Origin of the sequence: Mesorhizobium temperatum (assembly GCF_002284575.1) — a bacterium.
Classification (GTDB): Bacteria; Pseudomonadota; Alphaproteobacteria; order Rhizobiales; family Rhizobiaceae; genus Mesorhizobium; species Mesorhizobium temperatum.
This window is the reverse complement of record NZ_NPKJ01000077.1, coordinates 76,405-98,313: the sequence shown is the minus strand read 5'-3', so window position 1 is coordinate 98,313 and position 21,909 is coordinate 76,405. Positions and strand designations below refer to the sequence as shown.

17 protein-coding genes and 1 pseudogene are annotated in these 21,909 nt (G+C 60.1%); 9 read left to right on the top strand and 9 right to left on the bottom strand.

Annotation, left to right across the window (positions count from 1 at the left end; genetic code table 11):
* Window positions 1-138: 138 nt before the first annotated feature.
* The 6 genes from CIT26_RS35475 to CIT26_RS35450 form a co-directional block, all read right to left on the bottom strand.
* Window positions 139-1,983 (bottom strand): coiled-coil domain-containing protein, encoded by a 1,845-nt coding sequence (locus tag CIT26_RS35475; protein ID WP_095496904.1) that lies wholly within the window; start codon window positions 1,981-1,983, stop codon window positions 139-141.
* Complete coding sequence (locus tag CIT26_RS35470) at window positions 1,984-2,505, bottom strand: ABC-three component system middle component 2 (RefSeq protein WP_206072851.1); 522 nt, start codon at window positions 2,503-2,505, stop codon at window positions 1,984-1,986.
* Window positions 2,490-3,272, bottom strand: a complete 783-nt coding sequence (locus CIT26_RS35465; protein ID WP_245319678.1) for an ABC-three component system protein — start codon at window positions 3,270-3,272, stop codon at window positions 2,490-2,492. The genes CIT26_RS35470 and CIT26_RS35465 overlap by 16 nt, the downstream gene beginning before the upstream one ends.
* Window positions 3,273-3,912: 640 nt before the next feature.
* Entirely contained in the window at window positions 3,913-4,671 is a 759-nt protein-coding gene (locus tag CIT26_RS35460; protein ID WP_095496903.1) for an apurinic/apyrimidinic endonuclease family protein, read from the bottom strand.
* The gene (locus CIT26_RS35455) at window positions 4,671-5,075 is read right to left on the bottom strand and encodes a hypothetical protein (RefSeq protein ID WP_095496902.1); all 405 of its coding nucleotides are present in this window, start codon (window positions 5,073-5,075) and stop codon (window positions 4,671-4,673) included. Before CIT26_RS35455 ends, CIT26_RS35460 begins: the two co-directional genes overlap by 1 nt.
* Before the next feature lie 31 nt (window positions 5,076-5,106).
* A complete protein-coding gene (locus CIT26_RS35450; protein ID WP_095496901.1) occupies window positions 5,107-5,727 on the bottom strand; it encodes a DUF294 nucleotidyltransferase-like domain-containing protein in 621 nt (206 codons plus the stop codon).
* A gap of 396 nt (window positions 5,728-6,123) precedes the next feature.
* Between CIT26_RS35450 and CIT26_RS35445 the strand changes: the two are divergent.
* Window positions 6,124-6,757, top strand: a pseudogene (locus CIT26_RS35445) (tyrosine-type recombinase/integrase).
* 218 nt (window positions 6,758-6,975) lie between these two features.
* Here the strand turns inward: CIT26_RS35445 and CIT26_RS35440 are convergent.
* Together CIT26_RS35440 and CIT26_RS35435 are read right to left on the bottom strand one after the other, a co-directional pair.
* Window positions 6,976-8,718 (bottom strand): hypothetical protein, encoded by a 1,743-nt coding sequence (locus CIT26_RS35440; RefSeq protein WP_143747982.1) that lies wholly within the window; start codon window positions 8,716-8,718, stop codon window positions 6,976-6,978.
* A 362-nt stretch (window positions 8,719-9,080) separates the two neighbouring features.
* Window positions 9,081-10,130, bottom strand: a complete 1,050-nt coding sequence (locus CIT26_RS35435; RefSeq protein ID WP_095496898.1) for a LacI family transcriptional regulator — start codon at window positions 10,128-10,130, stop codon at window positions 9,081-9,083.
* Window positions 10,131-10,549: 419 nt separating this feature from the next.
* Between CIT26_RS35435 and CIT26_RS35430 the strand changes: the two genes are divergently transcribed.
* The 8 genes from CIT26_RS35430 to CIT26_RS35395 all read left to right on the top strand — a co-directional run bounded on the left by CIT26_RS35430 (window position 10,550) and on the right by CIT26_RS35395 (window position 18,631).
* Entirely contained in the window at window positions 10,550-11,788 is a 1,239-nt protein-coding gene (locus CIT26_RS35430; RefSeq protein ID WP_095496897.1) for an ABC transporter substrate-binding protein, read from the top strand.
* Window positions 11,789-11,890: 102 nt separating this feature from the next.
* Window positions 11,891-12,784 carry a carbohydrate ABC transporter permease gene (locus tag CIT26_RS35425; RefSeq protein WP_095496896.1) on the top strand — a complete coding sequence of 298 codons (894 nt, stop codon included), beginning with the start codon at window positions 11,891-11,893 and terminating at the stop codon, window positions 12,782-12,784.
* Entirely contained in the window at window positions 12,777-13,712 is a 936-nt protein-coding gene (locus tag CIT26_RS35420; protein ID WP_095496895.1) for a carbohydrate ABC transporter permease, read from the top strand. Before CIT26_RS35425 ends, CIT26_RS35420 begins: the two co-directional genes overlap by 8 nt.
* Before the next feature lie 2 nt (window positions 13,713-13,714).
* A complete protein-coding gene (locus CIT26_RS35415; RefSeq protein ID WP_095496912.1) occupies window positions 13,715-14,812 on the top strand; it encodes an ABC transporter ATP-binding protein in 1,098 nt (365 codons plus the stop codon).
* A 53-nt stretch (window positions 14,813-14,865) separates the two neighbouring features.
* Window positions 14,866-15,612, top strand: coding sequence for a sugar phosphate isomerase/epimerase family protein (locus CIT26_RS35410; RefSeq protein WP_095496894.1), 747 nt, complete (start codon window positions 14,866-14,868; stop codon window positions 15,610-15,612).
* Between the two features lie 12 nt (window positions 15,613-15,624).
* On the top strand, window positions 15,625-16,782 hold the full coding sequence (locus CIT26_RS35405; RefSeq protein ID WP_095496893.1) for a Gfo/Idh/MocA family protein: 1,158 nt from the start codon (window positions 15,625-15,627) through the stop codon (window positions 16,780-16,782).
* 148 nt (window positions 16,783-16,930) lie between these two features.
* Window positions 16,931-17,977, top strand: a complete 1,047-nt coding sequence (mgrA, locus tag CIT26_RS35400; RefSeq protein ID WP_095496892.1) for an L-glyceraldehyde 3-phosphate reductase — start codon at window positions 16,931-16,933, stop codon at window positions 17,975-17,977.
* A gap of 249 nt (window positions 17,978-18,226) precedes the next feature.
* Window positions 18,227-18,631 carry a Fur family transcriptional regulator gene (locus CIT26_RS35395; protein ID WP_023675234.1) on the top strand — a complete coding sequence of 135 codons (405 nt, stop codon included), beginning with the start codon at window positions 18,227-18,229 and terminating at the stop codon, window positions 18,629-18,631.
* 154 nt (window positions 18,632-18,785) lie between these two features.
* Here CIT26_RS35395 and polA read toward each other — a convergent pair whose 3' ends face one another.
* Window positions 18,786-21,752 carry a DNA polymerase I gene (gene polA, locus CIT26_RS35390; protein ID WP_095496891.1) on the bottom strand — a complete coding sequence of 989 codons (2,967 nt, stop codon included), beginning with the start codon at window positions 21,750-21,752 and terminating at the stop codon, window positions 18,786-18,788.
* Window positions 21,753-21,909 lie beyond the last annotated feature (157 nt).

Below are 21,909 nucleotides of genomic sequence, written 5' to 3'. Positions count from 1 at the left end.
GCAAATCCTGCAATTCCAAAGCCGACCTCCGCCCTAATCAGGATGCCAGATCAACGGTTTGCGGATAGTTCACGGCCGACTGCGTCCCCTAGGCACCGAACGCCGTGGATGTCCGGCTGTCCGCTCCTGCCAAGGAGGCTATTGCGGTATGAAACCCACCCGCTCTCCGGGCTCAGCCTCTTTTCCAGCGAACCGTTCGTAATGCACCGCATGCGCCACGTCCGGTGGTGGCTCCTTGTTCTCAATTACGATGATTTGGATGCCGCTTTTCACGTTGCGCAGGGATTCCCAGAATGCGGCTTCGATACCTGCATTGATGCGCTCATCCTCACTGACCGCCTTGCCCTTTTTCTTATAGCTCGTCAGGGGTGAATCAATGATCACAGTGCCTAGGTGTGGGCGGCCGTTGTCTTGGCAATAGCGCAGCAGAGCTATCACAAATGCGGCGTAAAGGATCGCCCGAACCCCTTTGCCGTGGGACTGCCGGGCCTGTCCGTCAACCTTGATGTCGAATGCAGCTTCATCGAACTCAACGCGACCCTCGCCTTCCCAATTCCACTCCTTGAGAACCGCTTCCACCTCTCGGCTAAATTTCAGGAGGGCAGCGGAAGGAAGAGCTTCCCACTTTTGCGTAGAAGCGCCCGCTTCGCCGCCAGTGGCAGTTTCGATCTGCTCTCTCAATTGCCGCAGATAAGTGGCCTGAGTATCGTCGTTCTGCATGGCCTCAAGCTGCACGCGGCGAGCAACCAAGCGGTCCAATCGCGAGCTGCCATCCTGGACAGTGGGTGCCAGGATCGTTCCAATCCTCGTGTCGGCTCTTCTTATCTCGTTCTGGGCGTCCGTCTGCTCTCCAACCCGCGTTTCGCGGAGCTGCGTGACAGTTTCGATCGTCTCTTTTAAATCTTGGCGGTGGGCGAGAATTTTTGCAGCTTCGGCGCGTGCTGCTAAGTAAATAGCGGTGCTTTGCTCGGATGCTTTGTGAACGTGACCAGGTGACATCAGTTGGTCACACAACGGACAGCGGACCTCTTGCAGACCGTCGAAAAAATAAGCGCCTTCCGCAATAAAGTCTAAGCGCTCCAGATCGGTCCTGTAGCGCTCATCCAAGAGCCCATACTGTTTTATCAGTTCGTCAATCGCGACCACTTGCGATTCCGCTCGCTGAGCAGACGTGAATGCGGTACGGCGTTGCTCCTCAAGCTCTTTTCTCTCGGTCGAATGTTCGGAAAGAGACCTAGACAACGACGAGATAGCTTCATCAACCTTCTCTATCCCCTCATCAGCTTCATCGGACGGCCTCTTTTGAATCCGTTGTTCGATGGGCTTCAGCAAGTCCGAGATGAGCGATAGCTGAGCCGTGAGCTTCGCGTTCACGATTTCCTTCTTCTCTCTTGCTATGATCCCTTCATCATCCTTGCCTGTAAGCAGATAGGCGAAAGCGCGTTTTCGGGGAGTCGTATCGAATCCACCGCGGCCGAGCACTGGCGATCGCTCGTCGATCATAGAGACCTCATCGACGAGAAAGAGAGGCAGCAAAGTTCTTATCGTCAGTCGGTTTGTGTTTCCGGCTTCGTTGCGACGGAGCCGCGCCTCGGCAATCCCAGCGAAGTTGAATAGAACCTCGGTTACGTCCTTCGCCTTGCTCGTTCCCGACCGCTTAGGTGCAATAATCTCACCTTTATCTTCCTCTCTATCGGCAAACTTGCCGGAGTGAAGCATGAGGTTGCCGCCAGAAAGGTGTCGCTCTAGGGTAATGAATTTGCCTTCCGTGTTTTCGAACTCGACGAAGAGTTGCGCGTACGGCTCGGCTTCATCAATGCGTTTGTTAAGCTCATCGGCTCCAAACACATAGTCAAGCAAATGCACGAGGTAGCTCTTGCCGGTGTCTGAATCGCCCGCGAGTATGTTTGCCTTGTCGTGGAATTCGACAACCGCGTCACCGACTCCTTTTCCCGTCAATCTGATGGATCGAACCCGCAGCATCTAAAGCTCCAAGTCTTTGATTGCGGCCAAGCGCTCAAATTCAGCACCCCACCGGCCGACATTGGAAGACATAAAAGAATCCAGCTCGGCATCCGGCATGCCGCCGAACTTATCGATCACCCAAGTCGATCGTTGGCGCAGGTCATTCGCGTAGCGCGTTTTCAGCAGCGCAATGAAAGCAGACGTCAGCTCAGTTGCAACATAGAGGATGCCCGAAATATCGAATGTCTTCGCAATGAGCTCCCGCGCAAACATCTGATTGAGTCCCGCGCTCAGCACCTCGCGCTTAACGAGCAGCTCGGAGCCTCTGTACGGGACAGACGGGTGTAGGCTCTCCGGGCCGCCTGCGACATCGCCGGAATGCACCAGCAGGTAGTCGTAGGAAATGAGGCGTTGCAAATCAGCTGGCCTCCCGCTGCTTGCCTCCAGGACAAACAGCATACGAAGGCCGCATTCCATCGGCGAATTGAACGGGCGGCTGGGCCTAGAGCCTTCAACATGAGGATTCACGACTGAGACCATGTCACCCGCCTCTCATTTGCAAGCTGATGACACATCCCCTCTCGGTCATTGGCGACGACATGAGGCGCAAGCACATGTCCACCAAGCTGCAGTTGTTGAGCAGCCTTAACGGTCGCCGAGAGCCGCTGAAGTCCCGTCAGTCCAGCGGCATTGTAATCGTGATAGAGACCGTTTGAAAACTCATCCAGAAGTGTTTCAAAAAATGCGACGTCCGCCATCTGGTCACGTGCCAATTCCTTGAGATTCTCCGCGCAATAAAATGTCACTCTGGAGCGGTCAAACAGCTTCGCGTGAACGGACAGATGCGCAAATTCCGACCTGTCGGCAACCTCTTTTCCCACCGCCTCACCGATCGCAAGAAAAAGCTGCTGCACGTATTCCGCTTCCCCGGCTGCAACAGCCGAGGGAGGCTTTGGAGGCGGCGGCCTCTCAATTAGAGGCGCTCCAAAAACGGTCAGATGATAGCGCGTTTTCTCGTGCTCGTTGAGCAAATCAAGAGGCTGCTTCGCCCTGAAGGTTGAGAAATCAAACGTCCCGATATGGGCCTTCATCGCAGCATCGAGCGGCACTGTTCCCTTGATGATTTTCGTAGCGCACCGTTGATCCCATTCGGCGAGTATGTAGGCGCGCAAGGCTTCTGGGTTATCCAAGAGGTCCTGGAAGTCTGAGGTAACACCGGCGTGGGTGACAAACCAATATTCCTCTGGAGCAGAATAGTCGCCCTTTATGGTGTAGTGGAGAACCTTCCCGATTTCCGCAGCGGCCACACCCTCTCCAAGACGGGCACCGTAGTGCTTGCATTGATACAGTCTCCACCGGCGAGGTTTTGCGGATGGCGAGTCGAACCAAACGATTACGTCCCGGCCCTTATCTCCCGAGCCCCCTCGCTGTTGAACCTCGTATACCCCGACCAGTTTGTTCGCGATGTAGTCAGACGCCCATTCCAGGGTAAATCGTTCGAAATCCGATGGGCTGAACTGAGCTAGGCGGTCCAAGGGATGCACTGGTAGACCGACACCCAAACCCAGAAGCCGCGCGTTAGCATTCGGCCAAGGCGTTGGCACGCTCAAAGGTTCAAAGCTGGTGGTACCACTGTTGTGCACGTCTCCCCCGCGGCTGAGTTCTAGCGAATATGGATCATTGAGGGAAGAAGGGCTTTGAATCAGCCAAGGGTTGTACGTTTCTTAAAGTGAAGAATCTTCATAAAGGAGAGGCGCGCTTTTTTTCCGCGCTATCAGTTTGGCCAAGTCTGCAAAGCGCGCGAATGTTGACCCGGTTCCTTTCGACTCCGGCAGACCCTAAGAGCTTCAGGCATCCGTCCTGCAAAGGAGCCGTATAGGCGCACAAGCTATGGCAAAGTGGGCTCATGCCACTAAAGGCTAAAACGCGCAGATAGCTAACCCCAATCTATTCTGGGCGATGAACGGAGCCGACCATGCGCCCCGCCGTTATGGAGCCATGCACAGTTAGACGACGCTCGAAGTTCAACACCTTCTCCGTTTCAGAAATTTCGTGCACAATCTCTTCCCGCTCGACCATTGACTCAATGATCACTGGTACCCGCGACAGCCGAGCGGCAAGGGGTTCGTAAGCGCGCTTGGCGGCGAACGACATCGCAAAGTGACGTCCCTTGCTGTTGACCTCACTGATATGCACCTGAGCCAAGCGGTCGTCGAAGCGTTGCAGAATACGGACCGCCTCCGTCATGGAGGAGTCGACCTGTCGAGCATGTGCGACGTCGAAGCACAATCTCGCTTCTGGAAGTTGGTCGAAGTAGTGCTGAAGTTCGTCGGCCGTGCGGCCCGTTGGTTTGCGCGAGTCCATGTTTTCGATACAAAGGCGCGCGCCAAGCGACCTCCAAGCAGAGGTGTCGTGGATCGTATCGGGATGCACGACGATGTTCAGCCCCATGTCCGCAATGATCTTCAGCTGATCGACCAGGTCGTTTTCTTGATTGAAGTTCGTTGGTGCATGAAAACTAATGTACTCGTAGCGGTGTCGCAGCTCCACGAGGCGAACTGGAAGCGCCGCCAAGAGCGCCGGTAGTTCGGCTGCGCGCAATGCCGACAATTCCACTGCCTTAGCCCGCGTAGGAGCGAGCAGCTGCAAAGCGGTCGCGAAATCATCCAACGCGATCGCGCCGGTCGAAAACCCGATTACAGCCATCAGAACACTCCGTACTTTTTAACCAACTGCGTAACGCTATCATCGGAATCGAACATGAGCTCGGTCAGAGCCGCATCGAATTTGACGGCCACGTTTCGCGCTTCAAGGAATACAGCATCTTCATAGGCCTCGTCCGGCGACAATTTTTCGAGCCCCTTTCGCTTCTCATCGTTGTTGAGCAGGGCGAGAAAGGTGTCGTAGTTGTTGAATATGTCGGGAGCGAGAGACGGCGCATATCGAGAGACCACCGTCGCCAAAGACTCAAGTGGCGTCGTTTCCGTCCAATCCTTCAAGTGATCAACTAGGTTCTGCGTGACGAAGGATTCATCCTCACCACCTTGCTCCCTGAGTGCCCAAGAGATGCACATGAAGAAACCGGACACGAACAGAAGCTTGCGCGACATGCGGAGCTTGATGTTCCGGAGGGCCCATTTATCACCGGCCCTGGCACGATATTTTGTTGGCGTAATCGACTGCCATAGTGCGCCAGAAACGCACAACATCGTTTAGTAGGAAACGAGGTATCCTGTCGGCACGCGTATTAGACCCGATGAAGCTGGCATCTTCCTGGACGTAGCGGCTCAAGATGGCGTTTACGATCCGGCTGCGCACTTCGCGGCTACCCGGGGCGTCCACTGCGGCCGACTCCAGCAGGAGGAGGAGCCGTCGTGTCATGTTCTTGTTTGTATCCTCATCCCCGCCGACCGCGTGAACCAGATCGTGGCTGAAGATTAGGCCCCCAAATACTTCTGTGGGGCCCGGCACTTTGAACTTAGCCTCTTCCAGCCTTTTCCGCAGTTGGTGAACCAACTGAAGGTGCAGAGAGTCTGCGCGCCCATCGATAAGGATTGTCCAGTCGAGATCGCTGTCGAGTGTGAACTCCCGTCGGGCCATCGACCCGAACACGACGAAACTGCCTTCGTCGGTCGGAAGCAAATCTCCGATCATGTTGGCCAACTCTTGCAGCTTCTCAGCGGAGCGCAATTCGGCGGCGGCGATGTTGGTCCAGCGAGTGGCATCGCCATTTCTGAGTTTGCCTAGCGCTGAGTCCCGCATTGCGATCTGCCTTACCTTAATGAATCGTTGTCAAGGTCAACTGTAACCCGTCACACGAAGTTTGTCTTTGAAATGGTCGCTTTCGACACACCTGAAAGCGTACGTCTCATCGATAACAGAAGACGCATCGATCGATCACCCTAGGGTCGCGTCAGCAAAAGGCCGCCTACCAGATAAAGGCGAGGGTTATGTTGTTCTGGATGGACGGGGCAACTGACCGTCGGCCAGCATGAGTGCCATTCCTGGCCAGCGCTTAGGCGCCTACTCAAGTGGCGGCGAACCGAATGGTCTCCTTTCAGCAATCTGCTGCTGCAAAGCAGACCGGCAGTTCCCGGCCCCCCTTCTGCCTTGATCTCTCGTTTCTCGAGTGGCCAATCAAGGCCGAGGAGAAACACGATGGGTTACTCTCGATTTGATCCCGCCACACACGGTCGCGCACCATGGAATATAGGAAAGACGGTAGGGACGAAGCGGCCACTCACCCAGAAACAGATATGGGCGATTCGCTTCTTTCTAGATCGCGAAGGACGGCTTCGCGACCGAGCGCTGTTCGACTTGGCGATCGACGGCAAGCTGCGCGGATGCGATCTGGTGAAGATCAAGATTGGTGACCTGGTCGCTGGCCCGGAAATCCGCACGCGTGCGATCGTCGTGCAGCAAAAGACAGGCCGACCGGTGCAGTTCGAACCTTACAAGTGACGTACGCGCGAGCTTGCTCGCTTGGCTCGAACGCCGCGGCGGCACGATCAACGACCATGCGTTCCCGAGCCGGGTTGTTCAGGCAAACCACATGAGTACAAGACAGTATGCTCGCCTTGTCGATGAATGGGTCAGCGCGATTGGACTGCGGCGCCAGGAATATGGAACGCATTCGCTGCGACGCACGAAGGCGTCGATGATTTACAAAGCCACCGGCAACCTGCGCGCTGTGCAGATCCTGCTTGGACACACCAAGATCGAGAACACTGTCCGTTATCTTGGCGTCGATATCGAGGACGCGCTTGTGCTTGCCGAGCGGACTGAGATCTGACGTTGGGGGCGGTCGTTCGGCAGTGCTGAATGACCGCTTCCAGCCGGAGCAGTTCTCTACCCTCGATCCGACTTTGGTGGAAAGCGGAATGGCAGCTATTGATCGACACTGAAAACGATCCGGACATTCAGACCGCGCGACACCAACGGGCCAGCCCATCATCCATCCTGTCGCCGGACGTAGCTCTTTCCCCGAAGATTCTTCTTCCGTTTCGGCGATCAATCCCGGCGCGGATCGTAAGGCCTGGCGGCCCGTTGAGCGACGCGCTCGCGGTACCTCGCGTCGGTTCCACGTCGGTTTTCCGGCTTGGTAAGCGTTTCGACAGGCTTCCCGAGGACGACCAGCAGCGTGTCCCATTCTTCCTGGCCGAGCGTCTTGTAGCGGTACTCCAGACCCGGCGAAGCCAGGAGCTGCTCGATCTCAGGCCGCGCGAAAGAGGCCGCAGGGCCAATGCGGCGAAAGCCGCTTCGCACGGCATCGGTAGCCGCGGTCAGGTCGCTGAAGCCATACTTGCCCGGATCGTAGACGGAGTACTCGCGCAGCAGCCGCAACAGGTCGGGCACGGCATCGACGCCGCGGTCGCCCTGGCGCTTGATCAGGCCGGTTGCAAAGCGGCTGACCGCCGGATCTGCGAGAATCGCGCGCTCTTCCGGCAGAGGATCGGCGTATGCACCTACAGGGAGGCCGGCCAGGGCATTGATCCAGTGGCGCGCCTCCTTCTTGTCGGTGGCCGCGAGGTAGCGGCGGGCGGCGAGCCGCCGCAGATCGGCGGAGTCGCCATCGACCTGTTTGATGATCGCCCACAGCCCGTCTGAGGATCGCACCCGCGGGTCCTCCAAGATGCGAACCAGCAGACGCCGGTCGCTCTCGCCGAGCGGCTGGTCGTTCGCGCGGAACGAGTCCATCCACTGATTGGCGAGCGCGAACACGGGATCGTTCACCGGCTTACGCGGATCGTCGAGCGCTCTGGCAAGTTCCTCGCGCGTTCTCGTTTTCGCCACTTCCATATTCACGCCGCGCGAAACGCTGGTGTGGTCGAGTAGCAGCCGGTTGACCGGAACCTCGGCGTACATCCTTCCGTCACCGAGCCGCCGACGCGCCCAGCCGAACCGGAAGTTCTCGATCCCGCCCGAAGTCCCGATCAGCAACGGCGCCGCCGGGGCAAAGATCGACAGGATCGACTGCCGCAGCAGCACCTGTTCACCGGCGTCGGTGATGGTGAGCGCCTTGCGGTGGGGTGCGGAGGGTTCGAGCGACCAATCCACCCGTCCCGATCGGGGCTTGGAATCGGGCACGGCAGGGCCGTCCTCGATCGCGATGGTGAAGCCGGGTTCGGGGGCGTCGTCGCTTTGCAGCAGCGCCTTTCCCTCTGACATCATCAGGTTCCATTCGGCTTCCAGCGCGCGCTGAGGGGCGAGCGGATCGGAGGCATCGTAGCGCCGCTCTTCCAGCAGACCATGCCCGATGACGGTGCTTCGTTTGCCGAGCGTCGAGTCCGGCACGACGCGATAGGTATTGGAATGACCGCGAAGGGTCTGGACGCGGACCGAAGTGATGCCCGGGGTCTTGAGCAAGGCCGCGCACAATGCATCGCAACGGCCCTCGAACGGGCGGGCAAGGAGAATGTCGCCCTTGAGCGCAATCGGTGCGCTCGACTGAATGTCCGGCTCCTTCAGGCTGGCTAGCATGCCCCTCGCCCAGGTGAGGCCTGGCTGGGGGATGGTCCAGAACAGTGCCAGCGTCGCGGCGCCCGACATGACGTTCAGAGGAACCCCTGAAAGGAAACGTCCGAGCAGCAAGCGGAACAGGGCGAAGGCGACGCCATACATGAAGGCCGTTGGCATCGACGCGAGGATGAGCCCCGGGATGATCAGGAAACTGCCGATGATGACCAGCCATGGCATTGTCAGCGCCGCGAACGCGCCGACGCCGGTGATGATCAAGTAAGTCTTCAACCACATGCGCGGAACCTTACCGCGCAGGATTCAAAAAATGATAAAGCTACTGTTCTCGGGTCGGTGCCGTCTTTCGGGATCCGCCCGTTGACGAATCTCGTTACGCTCACCTCAAAAAGCTGTCGATCGTCCCCCTTTGGGGGCTCTGGGGCCTCCATCAGATGACCGACTAGGTGAAGGTTATTCAACGCGGGCCGATGTCGATCCAGCCCCAATCCTCGTGCGGCGGCCCGCATCGAAAAACCCTCACCAAGGCTGCCAGTCAGCAGCGCGCATTTGCAGCCAAGTGGAATCACTTGGCGTCGCAGAAATGCGGCTAAGACAAATAGATGGAGCGGGATGCCCAGTTCAATTTGAACGTATCCGCTCTAGTCGGGAGGGCGATAGGCCAGAACCCCGGTCGGCTTGCTCAGGCTCTGCAAGGAGCCAGGTGTTGCACCGCCGATCCAGCCCAACACTGAGCGGGCGAGCTCCGCGCCGGCCAGCCGGAAGTTCTCGTTGACCACCAGCAATTCCCTGCGGAACAGGTGCAGCAGGTCGGACGACTGCTTGGACACCACGTCGACGTCCCGGCCGAGCTTGAGGCCGGCGTCCTCGATGCCGGCGACGATGGCGAGTGTCGCGGCAGCGGCACTGCTGACGAAACCGTCCGGCCTGACGTCGCGGCGCATCAGCTGCGCGGTCCTCATCCTGATCTGCTCGATCGAATGGTCGACCGAAACGGTGTTGAACGGGATCTCGCTGGCGCCGACCTCGCTCAGCGCATCGGTGAAGCCGTTCAGCGTATGACTGTGGTAGGTCAGCTCGACTGGAGGCGCCAGCAGAGCCAGCCTGCGGCGGCCGATGCCGGCCAGGTGGCGCACAGCCTCGGTCGCGAACGCATAATTGTCGAAGTCATGATAGGGGTGGATCAGCCCCATATCGGTGCGGCCATGCGTGGCAAAGGGGATACCACGCTCCAGCATGTAACGGGCCCTGGGATCATTCGGCTGGGTGCGCGAAATGATGACGCCGTCGGCGGAGCCGGTTTCCACCAGATAGCGTATCGGGTCCAGGGGATCCTGCGAACGTGAGTAGGGCGTCACGATCAAATGATAGGGGGTATCAGCGATGACTTCCGAGACGCCGTAGATGATGTCCGAGACAAAGCTCATAATCTCGCGCTCGGTGTTGAGCACGAGGCTGATGACGTTGGTCTTGCCGGTCCGCAGGCGCACACCGGCACGGTTTGGCCGGTAGCCAATCTGTTTGGCGACGAGCTGGACGCGTCGCCTGGTCTCGGCGCCGATTTCAGGCGCGTCCTTCAACGCCCGCGACACGGTGGTGACGCCCAGCCCGGTCATGAAGGCAAGCGTCTTCAGCGTCGGCCGGCCCTGTCCCGACGCCTCGTCGTCCTTTTCCGTCTGATCTCTGTCCATTCATCCCGCCCGTCAGGCGCATAGCAGTTGCCGTGCAGGCCGGCAATCGGCGGATTGCGGCTCGCCTGCGACTCTCCGCCTGATGAACACCCTATATACTGAAACGTTACAGATTGTCACTTGCCATCGCATAGCGGTTGGTGACAGGTATCCTGCACGAGCGACGCTCCATTCGACGCAAAGTCGTTGGGACGTCGGCAAGGGATTGCCTGCGGAGCAGGATTTTGCCGGGTTTCGTTAATTGCAACCGTCATTTTTGCGGCGCAACCTACCTCGCTGCGGTGCGATGGAAGGTAGTTGCACGGGCAGATTTGTCCGCAGCTCGAAATAATGTTGAACCGCTGCTATTCGGGGTTGCGCGCCTCACGCAATTGCCTTATCGAAAATCTGTAACGTTTCAGATTCTGGGAGGAGCCGAAATGCGATACCAATTCATGACCGCTGCGTTGGCGGTGACAACCGCGCTGTCATTCGCCGGCCCGGCGGCAGCGACGGATCTGGAAGTCACCCATTGGTGGACTTCGGGCGGCGAGGCGGCGGCGGTCGCCGAATTCGCCAAGGCGTTCGACGCGACAGGTAATCATTGGGTCGACGGCGCTATCGCCGGCTCCGGCGGCACGGCGCGGCCGATCATGATCAGCCGCATCACTGGCGGCGACCCGATGGGCGCCACCCAGTTCAACCACGGCCGGCAAGCGGAAGAATTGGTGCAGGCCGGTCTGATGCGCGATTTGACCGATCTCGCCACCAGGGACAGGTGGGCGGAAATCGTACAGCCGAAGAGCCTGCTCGACGGCTGTACCCTAGACGGCAAGATCTATTGCGTGCCGGTCAACATTCACTCCTGGCAGTGGCTGTGGCTGTCGAACGCGGCCTTCGAAAAGGCCGGTGTGCCGGTGCCGAAGAATTGGAATGAATATGTCGCAGCCGCCCCTGCGCTGGAGAAGGCAGGCATCATACCGCTGGCGCTCGGCGGGCAGCCCTGGCAATCCTCGGGCGCCTTCGACGTACTGCTCACGGCGGTCGGCGGCACCGACGCTTTCTTGAAGGTCTATCGCGACAAGGATGCCGATTTCGCCGCCGGGCCCGAGGTCGCGAAGGTGTTCAAGGCCGCCGACGATGCCCGTAAGATGGCGAAGAACACCAATGTGCAGGACTGGAACCAGGCCACCAATCTCGTCATCTCCGGCAACGCCGGCGGCCAGATCATGGGCGACTGGGCGCAGGGCGAGTTCCAGGTTGCCGGGCAGACCGCCGGCAAGGACTATACGTGCCTTCCCGGCCTTGGCCTGAACGAGGTCATCGCCACCGGCGGCGACGCCTTCTACTTCCCGCTGCTGCAGGACGCTGAAAAGTCCAAGGCGCAGGAAGCGCTGGCCGAAACGCTGCTCGATCCCAACACGCAGGTCGCCTTCAACCTCAAGAAGGGCTCGCTGCCGGTGCGCGGCGATATCGACCTCAAGGCGGCGAACGACTGCATGAAGAAGGGGCTCGACATCCTGGCCAAAGGCAGCGTCATGCCCTGGACGGACCAGCTGCTGTCGCAGGACACTCAAAAGCAGAAGGAGGACCTTTTCTCCGAGTTCTTCGCCAAGCCGGACATGACCGTGGAAGAGGCGCAAAAGCGCTTCGCCGACATCGTCGCCTCAGCGGACTGACGATCGACGAACCGCTCGCTCCCGGCCCGCGACCGCGGGGCCGGGAGCTCCGGGTCAAGTCTTGACCCTCCCGCCCTTACCCGATCCAGCCCGGCTGCGCAGATGAGCAAGAGCGAACGCCCCAACCAACTCTTCCGCAACCTCAACGCCAAGGTCGCCTCTATTCCGATGGTCCTCACCGCACTGGTGATCTTCGTCGGCGGCAGCGCCTGGACGGTGCTCTATTCCTTCACCAATTCGAAGCTCCTGCCGCGGCTGAACTTCGTCGGGCTCGACCAGTATTATCGACTGTGGTCGACGCCGCGTTGGCTGGTCTCGATCGAGAACCTGCTGGTCTACGGCGTGCTGTCGCTGGTGTTCTCTCTCGTCATCGGCTTCATACTGGCGGCGCTGCTCGACCAGAAGATCCGCTTCGAGGACACGTTCCGCACCATCTTCCTCTACCCCTTCGCGCTTTCTTTCATCGTCACCGGTCTTGTCTGGCAATGGCTGCTCAACCCGGAGTTCGGAATCCAGGGGGTGGTGCGCGGCCTCGGCTGGGAAAGCTTCAGCTTCGATCCGCTCTACAATTCCGAGATCGTCATCTACGGCATCTTGATCGCCGCGCTCTGGCAAGGCACCGGGCTGATCATGTGCCTGATGCTGGCGGGCCTGCGCGGCATCGACGAGGATATCTGGAAGGCCGCGCGGGTGGACGGGATACCCACCCTAAAGACCTATCTCTTCATCATCATCCCGATGATGCGCCCGGTCTTCATCACCGCGCTTGTCATCATCGCTGCCGGTATCGTCAAGGTCTATGACCTGGTTGTCGCCCAGACCAGCGGCGGTCCCGGCATCGCCTCCGAAGTGCCGGCCAAATATGTCTATGACTACATGTTCTTCGCCCAGAACCTCGGCCAGGGCTTCGCCGCCTCGACCATGATGCTGCTGTCGGTGGTGGTCGTCATCGTGCCGTGGGCTTACCTCGAATTCGGAGGCAAGAAGCATGTCTGACCTTGCCGTTTCCCTGCCTGCCGGTACGGATTCTATCGGGTTTGAGGCATCCGGGCCGCGAGGGCCGAAGCCGCGGCATGTATTCTCGCGCCGCAACATCTTCCTCTATGGCACGCTCATCGTGGTGGCGCTCTATTATCTGCTGCCGCTCTATGTGATGGTGGTGACGTCGCTCAAGGGCATGCCGGAGATACGCCTCGGCAACATCTTTTCACCGCCGCTGGAGATCACCTTTGAGCCTTGGGTGAAGGCCTGGTCCAGCGCCTGCACCGGCCTCAACTGCGACGGGCTCTCGCGCGGCTTCTGGAATTCGGTGCGCATCACCGTTCCGTCGGTCATCCTGTCGATCGCGATCGCTTCGGTGAACGGCTACGCGCTTGCCAACTGGCGCTTTAAGGGCGCCGACACTTTCTTCGTCATCCTGATCGTCGGCGCCTTCATCCCCTATCAGGTGATGATCTATCCGATCGTCATCATCCTGCGCGAAATCGGCCTCTACGGCAGCTTAAGCGGTCTGGTGATCGTCCATTCCATCTTCGGCATGCCGATCCTGACTCTGTTGTTCCGCAACTATTTTTCTTCCATGCCTGATGAACTGTTCCGGGCGGCGCGCGTCGACGGCGCCGGCTTCTGGGGCATCTATTTCCGTATCATGCTGCCGATGTCGCTGCCGATCTTCGTCGTCGCAATCATCCTGCAGGTGACCGGCATTTGGAACGACTTCCTGTTCGGCGTCGTCTACACCCGCCCCGACACCTATCCGATGACAGTGCAGCTCAACAACATCGTCAACTCGGTGCAAGGCGTGAAGGAATACAACGTCAACATGGCCGCCACCATCCTGACCGGCCTCGTACCGCTCGTCGTCTATTTCGTTTCCGGCAAGCTTTTCGTGCGTGGCATCGCCGCCGGCGCGGTGAAAGGATGATGATGACAAGACTCGAAAATGCCAGTGTCTCAATCCAGGACCTGTCGCTGAATTTCGGCGCAATTTCGGTGCTGGAGACGCTCAACATCGATGTCGCCGAAGGCGAGTTCATCGTGCTGCTCGGGCCGTCCGGCTGCGGCAAGTCGACCTTGCTCAACTGCATCGCCGGACTGCTCGACGTTTCGGACGGCCGCATCTTCATCAAGGGCAAGAACGTCACCTGGGAGGAACCCAAGAACCGTGGCATCGGCATGGTGTTCCAGTCCTATGCGCTCTACCCGCAGATGACGGTGGAGAAGAACCTGTCTTTCGGGCTGCGCGTTGCCGGCATCGCCAAGGATGAGATCGCCAAGCGCATCGCGCGGGCCGCCGAAATCCTGCAGATCGAGCCACTGCTGCAGCGCAAGCCGTCGGCGCTTTCGGGCGGCCAGCGCCAGCGTGTCGCGATCGGGCGGGCGTTGGTGCGCGACGTCGACGTCTTCCTGTTCGATGAGCCGCTTTCCAATCTCGACGCCAAGCTTCGCGCGGAGCTGCGTGTCGAAATCAAACTGCTGCACAGCAAGCTGCAGAACACGATGATCTATGTCACCCACGACCAGATCGAGGCTATGACGCTGGCCGACCGCATCGCGGTGATGAAGGGCGGCGTCATCCAGCAGCTCGACGCACCGCAGACCATCTACAACCGCCCGGTCAACCGTTTCGTCGCTGGCTTCCTCGGCTCGCCGGCGATGAATTTCCTCGACGGCCGGCTGGAGAAAAATGATGGCAACTGGCACTTCGTCGCCGAGGATGTGCGGATCCCGCTCGCCACTTACGCTTTCGAAAAGGAGCCCGTGCCGGGAGCGGCCGTGTTCGGTATCCGGCCCGAGCATGTCGCGTTCAACAGCGGCTCCGGATGGCCGTTCACAGCCACGGCAAATGTCGTCGTCGTCGAACCCATGGGGTCCGACACGCTGGTCTGGCTGAAGCTCGGAAATCAGAATTTCACGGTTAGGGTGACATCCGAGCGCACACCAAACAATGCCGACACGGTGAGCATCGGTTTTGACCCGATGCGCGCTTCGCTGTTCGACGCCGCAACCGGCGCCCGCCTGTAACTCCCAAGAATTTCACCTCAAGCCCATCCATCCCCAGAGAACGGACAGAGACGATGAACTGGTCATTCCAACTTTACAGCGCTCGCAATTTCCAACCTTGGGAAGCGGTGCTCAAGATGCTGGGCGAGCTCGGCTACGCGCAAGTCGAAGGGTTCGGCGGCGTCTATGACGACCCCAAGGCGTTTCGCGCCGAACTCGACAAGAACGGGCTCGCCATGCCGACCGGCCATTTCTCGATCGACGCGCTCGAGAAGGATTTCGATGGCGTGCGCAAAATCGCCGACACGCTCGGCATCACGTTGCTCATCTGCCCCTATCTGGTCGCCGAGAGCAGGCCGACCGACGCGGCCGGCTGGCGCGGCTTCGGCGCACGCCTGGCCAAGGTCGGCGAGACGGCTGAGAAAGCCGGCTACGGCTTTGCCTGGCACAATCATGACTTCGAGTTCAAGAAGCTTGCCGACGGCTCGGTGCCGCAAGACCACATCCTGGCGGCAGCGCCCGACATTGGCTGGGAGATGGACGTCGCTTGGGTGGTGCGCGGCGGCGACGATCCGCTGCCCTGGATCGAGAAGTATGGCAAACGCATTGCCGCCGTCCATGTCAAGGACATTGCCAAGCCCGGCGAGGGTCTCGACGAGGACGGCTGGTCGGATGTCGGCCACGGCACGATCGACTGGGCCGGACTGATCCAGGCGCTGCGCGCCAAGGGCGCCGCCAAATACTACGTCATGGAACAGGACAACCCCAACGATATCGAGCGCTTCGCCCGCCGCTCGATCGCAGCCGCCAAGACCTATTAGGAGCAAATCAGCATGGCAAGAAAACTTGGGATCGGCGTCATCGGCTGCGGCAACATTTCGAAGGCGTATTTCTCGTTTACGCCGCTGTTTCGCGGCATCCAGATGCGCGCCTGTGCGGATATCAACATGGATGCAGCCAAGGCGCGGGCGAAGGAGTTCAAGCTGCGCGCCGAGACAGTCGAAGGGCTGCTCAAGGCTGACGATATCGACATCATCGTCAACCTCACCGTTCCGGCGGTGCACTATGAGGTGTCGAAACAGATCCTCGATGCCGGCAAGCACGTCTATTCGGAAAAGCCATTCGTGCTATCGGTCAAGGAAGGGCTCGACCTGAAGAAACTGGCGGAGAGAGAGGGACTGCGCATCGGCTCGGCGCCCGATACTTTCCTCGGTGGCGCGCACCAGCTTGTCCGCAACCTGATCGACAGTGGCAAGCTCGGCAAGATCACCAGCGGCACATGCCACGTAATGAACCATGGGATGGAGCATTGGCACCCCAATCCGGACTTCTTCTTCCAGCCTGGCGCTGGGCCGGTGCTCGACATCGGACCCTACTATATCACCAACCTGATCCAGCTGATCGGGCCGGTGAAGCAGGTGGCAGCCTTCGCTTCGATCCCGACGACGGAACGTACGATCTCGTCCAAGCCTCGCGCGGGCGAAAAAGTCCTGGTCGCCACGCCGACGACGATCCACGGCGTGATGGAGTTCGAGAATGGCGCCGTGGTGACGCTCAATACCAGCTGGGACGTGTGGAGCCATGGCCATGCGCCGATGGAACTCTACGGCGAGTTGGGCACGGTGTTTTTGCCGGATCCGAATTTCTTCGGCGGTGACGTTCGCATCACCGATGCCGCCAAGCCGGTCAAGAAGCTGCCGAAGTGGAAGCATCCGTTCGGCTTGGCCAACCAGATGCATTCGCACGGCATGATGGCCAACTACCGCACCGCCGGTCTCGCCGACATGGCGCTGGCTATCGCGGAAGGCCGGCCGCATCGCTGTTCGATGGAACTGGCGCTGCATGCCGTCGATGTGATGACCGGCATGTTGCGGTCAGGCGCGAGCGGAAAGTTCGTTGCCATGCAGACCACCTGCGAACGGCCTGCGGCACTGGGCGTCAAGGATGCGGAAGGGCTGTTGGCGAAGAAGCTCTTGGCAAAGAAGAAATAGGGTAAGCGCTTCAGTGATTGCGACACGTGCTGTTTTCCGTCGACCCCTCTCCCCATGAAAATGGGGAGAGGCTAAGGGTGAGGACAGAGCCGACTCACCCTTTTCGCGGTAGCAGCTGCCGGGCTCGCTTTTGCTTTGAGGATCTCCCATGCCCTATGTGCCCGCCGAAAACCGCTACGAGAAAATGGTCTATAATCGCTGCGGGCGATCCGGCCTGAAATTGCCGGCGATCTCGCTCGGGCTCTGGCACAATTTCGGTGACGACACGCCGCACCGGACCAAGCAGGCGATCGCGCGCAAGGCCTTCGATCTCGGCATCACGCATTTTGACCTCGCCAACAATTACGGCCCGCCGCCCGGCTCGGCGGAGACGGCTTTTGGCGAAATCCTGCGGACGGATTTCTCCTCCTATCGTGACGAGCTGATCATCTCGACCAAGGCCGGTTATGAGATGTGGGCCGGGCCCTATGGCGAGTGGGGCGGGCGTAAATATGTGCTGGCCAGTCTCGACCAGAGCCTGAAGCGGATGGGGCTCGACTATGTCGACATCTTCTATTCGCACCGCTTCGATCCTGATACTCCGCTGGAAGAAACGATGGGCGCGCTCGATCACGCGGTGCGCTCGGGTAAGGCGCTTTATGCCGGCATCTCCTCCTACAATTCGCAGCGCACGCGCGAGGCCGCCGACATTTTGAAGCAGCTCGGCACGCCTTGCATCATCCATCAGCCGAGCTATTCGATGCTCAACCGCTGGGTCGAGGACGATGGTCTGCTCGACACGCTGGAGGGGCTCGGCGTCGGCTCGATCGTGTTCACGCCGCTGGCGCAAGGCATGCTGACCGACAAATATCTCGGCGGCATCCCTGAGGGCAGCCGCGCCAGCCAAGGCAAGTCGCTGAGGCCGGCCTTCATCAACGACAAGACCATCGTCAACATCAAGGCGCTGAACGCGATTGCCGGCCGACGCGGGCAGACGCTGGCGCAGATGGCGCTGGCCTGGGTGCTGCGCAAGGGCCGGGTGACCTCGGCGCTGATCGGCGCCAGCCGGCCCGAACAGGTCGAAGATTGCGTCGGCGCGCTGAAGGCGCTCGACTTCAGCGATGCCGAGCTCGCCGAAATCGACACCTACGCGCGCGAAGCCGACATCAATCTGTGGGCCGCCTCAGCCGAACGCAAAGGTCCGCCGCGGAAGTGATCCACCACGGAAGTGATTGGCAACGCATAGCCGAACAGGTACGGCGGGAACTGCTCCGCCGTTTTTATTTACACGGCCCGCCAATGTCTGCTTCGAAATTTGAGCCTGCCCGGAGTTGGCCGGCTTCTGGGCCATGCCGGCACAGAAACAGTAGCAAAAAGGCCCGTTCGTCGCTATCTGGATGGGATCGAAGCCGCTTGCATGCGGAAATGACGTGCAACCGGCGCAATACGGGTTGGAAACAGGATCATGGCGGCAAGGGATGTGCTGACGAAAAATCAGTTGTGCGTGCTCGAGAAACTCGAGGCCGCCAGCGGTCCGCTCAGCGCCTATACATTGCTCGACCAGCTTCGCGAGCGGGGTTTTCGAGCACCGCTGCAAGTCTATCGCGCGCTCGACACGCTGGTGAAGTCCGGCTTCGTGCACAGGCTCGAAAGCCTCAATTCCTTTGTCGCCTGCGCCGAGCCGCACGACCACAGTCATTCGATGACCGCCTTTGCCATCTGCGACACATGCGGGCAGGTGACCGAATTTTCCGACCATGATGTCGGACACCGGCTCGACGAATGGGTGCGCTCGACCGGCTTCGCCGCCAAGAAGGCGGTGATCGAGTTCCGCGGGACCTGTGCCAAATGCCTGGCCGAGGCGGCTTAAGGTGTATTGATATTCAGGTGATGCCGGCCTGCAAATGGTGGCTTCCTGCGCTTCCGGTGCTCACGTACCCAAAAGTACGTTCCGCTCCGGTTCTCGGAACCCACCATTTTCGACTCGGCCTGACCTGAATCTCAACACACCTGGCTTGGGCGCATCAATGAGCCTCTTCCCAATTGTCGGCGGCGCGGGCGTCGACATGCAGTGGCACCGACATCGATACCGCCGGCATCGCGGCGTTCTCCATCACATGGCGCACGACGGGGATCGTCGCCTCGACCTCCGCTTCGGCCGTCTCGAAGACCAACTCGTCATGCACTTGCAGCAGCATGCGGGCGGAAAGCTTCGCTTTTTCCAGCGCATCGTCCATGCGTATCATAGCGCGGCGGATGATGTCGGCCGCGGTGCCCTGCAGCCGGGCATTGATCGAGGCGCGCTCGTTGAAGGCACGGACTGAAGGATTCGACGACCGTATCTCCGGATAGTGGATGCGGCGGCCGAAGACCGTTTCGACATAGCCGTATTCGCGGGCATAGGCCTTGGTCGCGTCGATATAGTCGCGGATGCCCGGGAAGCGTTCGAAATATTTCTTGATGTAGGCGCCGGCCTCTTCGCGCGGGATCGACAGCTGGTTGGCCAGGCCAAAGGCGGAAATGCCGTAGATGATGCCAAAATTGATCGCCTTGGCGCGGCGGCGTATCTCCGCGGGCATGCCCTCGACCGGCACGTTGAACATCTCCGATGCGGTGATGGCGTGGATGTCGGCGCCGTCGGCAAACGCCTGCTTGAGCTGCGGGATCTCGGCGACATGGGCGAGCACGCGTAGCTCGATCTGGCTGTAGTCGGCGGAAACCAGCTTGTTGCCCTTGTCGGCGATGAAGGCCGTCCTGATCTTCCGCCCCTCGATGGTGCGTACCGGAATGTTCTGCAGATTGGGATCGGAGGACGACAGCCGTCCCGTCGTCGTCGCGGCAAGCGCGTATGAGGTGTGGACGCGCTTCGTATCGGGATGGACGAAACCGGGCAGCGCATCGGTATAGGTCGATTTCAATTTGGTCAGCTGGCGCCAGTCGACGATCTTGCGCGGCAGTTCGTGGCCCTCGGCGGCGAGGTCTTCCAGAAGCTGCGCCGAGGTCGACCATTGGCCGGTCTTGGTCTTGGAGCCCCCGGGCAGGCCCATCCTGCCGAACAAGATGTCGCCGAGCTGTTTTGGCGAGCCGATATTGATGCGCTCGCCAACAAGCTGATAGATTTCATCCTCCAGCCGCGCGGCGCCCTGTGCCAGTTCGCCGGAGAGCCGTGACAGGATCTGCCGGTCGACGGAGATGCCGCGCTGCTCCATCCTTGCCAGAACCGGCACCAGCGGCCGTTCCAGCCGCTCGTAGACTGAGACGAGGCCCTTGGCGGCAAGCCGTGGCTTCAGCACCCGCCAGAGCCTGAGCGTCACATCGGCGTGCTCCGCGGCATAGGCTGTGGCCTTGTCGATATCGACCTGGTCGAAGCCGACGAAGCTTCTTCCAGAGCCGGCCAGCTCCTTGAGGGCAATGGTCGAGTGGCCGAGCCACTTTTCCGACAGAGCCGCCATACTGTGGCCGCCGGACGTGCCTGCGTCGAGCACGTAGGAAATCAGCATCGTGTCGTCGAAGGGGGCGACTTCGATGCCGTGGCGGCTCATGACGACGAGGTCGTATTTCAGCTCCTGAACGATTTTGAGAACCGACTTGTCCTCCAGCAACGGCTTCAGAATGCCAAGCGCCTCACGGATCGGGATCTGGTTTTCGACCACTCCGCCGCCGAGCAGGTCGCCGTTGCCGCTTTTGTGGGCGAACGGCACATAGGCGGCGCGACCGGGCGCGGTGGCCATGGACAGGCCGATCAGCTCGGCCTGCATCGGATCGGCTGACGTGGTCTCCGTGTCGAAGGCGACGATGCCGGTCTCCATCGCCTCGGCCACCCATGCCTTCAGCACGGCTGTGTCGCGGATGGAGACGTAGGCGCTGGTGTCGATCTTGCTGGCAGTGGCGTCCTCAAAGCGGAGCGCCGAGAGAAGCGAAGGGGTGTCGCCTTCCTTGGGTTCCACCTTGACGGTGGCCGGCACTGCTTCTCCGGCTTCGTCTGTCACTGTGCCTGCCGCTCTTTCGGCGGCTGCCGGCACTCCAAACCCGACATCGGGACCATGCGCGGTGTCGGCACGCTCGATAATGACGGGAACGGCCTTGACATCAGCCGCTTCCGTTCCGGTCGCTTCCGCCACGCGGCGGGTCAGCGAGGAGAATTCCATCGTCTTGAGAAAGCCGATCAGCTTTGGTCCGTCGGGCGGGTGCAATACGAAATCGTCGAGTCCGCTGATCCCCGGCACGTCGTTCTTCAGCGTCACCAGTTCACGCGAAATGCGCGCCTTGTCGGCGTTGGCAATGATCGATTCGCGCCGTTTGTCCTGCTTGATCTCGGCGGCGCGGGCGAGCAGCGTATCGAGATCGCCGAACTGTTCCAGCAATTGCGCCGCGGTCTTCGGCCCGATGCCGGGCACGCCCGGCACATTGTCGACCGAATCGCCGGTCAGCGCCTGCAGGTCGATCATTTTTTCCGGCGGCACGCCCCATTTCTCGATCACCTCGGGAACGCCGATCTGGCGGTCCTTCATCGGGTCGTACATGGCGACCGAAGGGCCGACCAGTTGCATCAGATCCTTGTCGGAGGAAATGATGGTGGTGTCGCCACCGGCTTCGCAGGCAAGCCGGCAATAGGTGGCGATCAGGTCGTCGGCCTCATAGCCTTCTGTCTCGAGGCAGGGCAGGTTGAAGGCCCTGGTCGCCTGGCGGATCAGGCCGAACTGCGGGATCAGATCTTCCGGCGGTGCCGAGCGGTTGGCCTTGTATTCGGGGTAGAGGTCGTTGCGGAAGGTTTTCGACGAATAGTCGAAGATGACGGCGAAATGCGTCGGCACGATGCCGACATCGGTGTTGCGGGCGTCCTGCGTCAGCTTCCACACCATATTGCAGAAGCCGAGCACGGCACTGGTCGGCAGCCCGTCGGATTTGCGGGTCAGCGGCGGTAGCGCGTGATAGGCACGGAAGATGTAGCCGGAGCCGTCGACAAGGAAGAGATGATCGCCTTTTTTCATGGGACGAAGGGATAGCGCGGCGCGGCGTCGTGGTCCATGCCAAAGGCGGCCTCAACCACCGGTTCCGGCAACATCCCTGACAAGTCGATCCGATCACGGGTATGTTACGAAAGTGTAATCTTCGTGCCCTTGAATCGCCACGTTCGGAGACACAGAT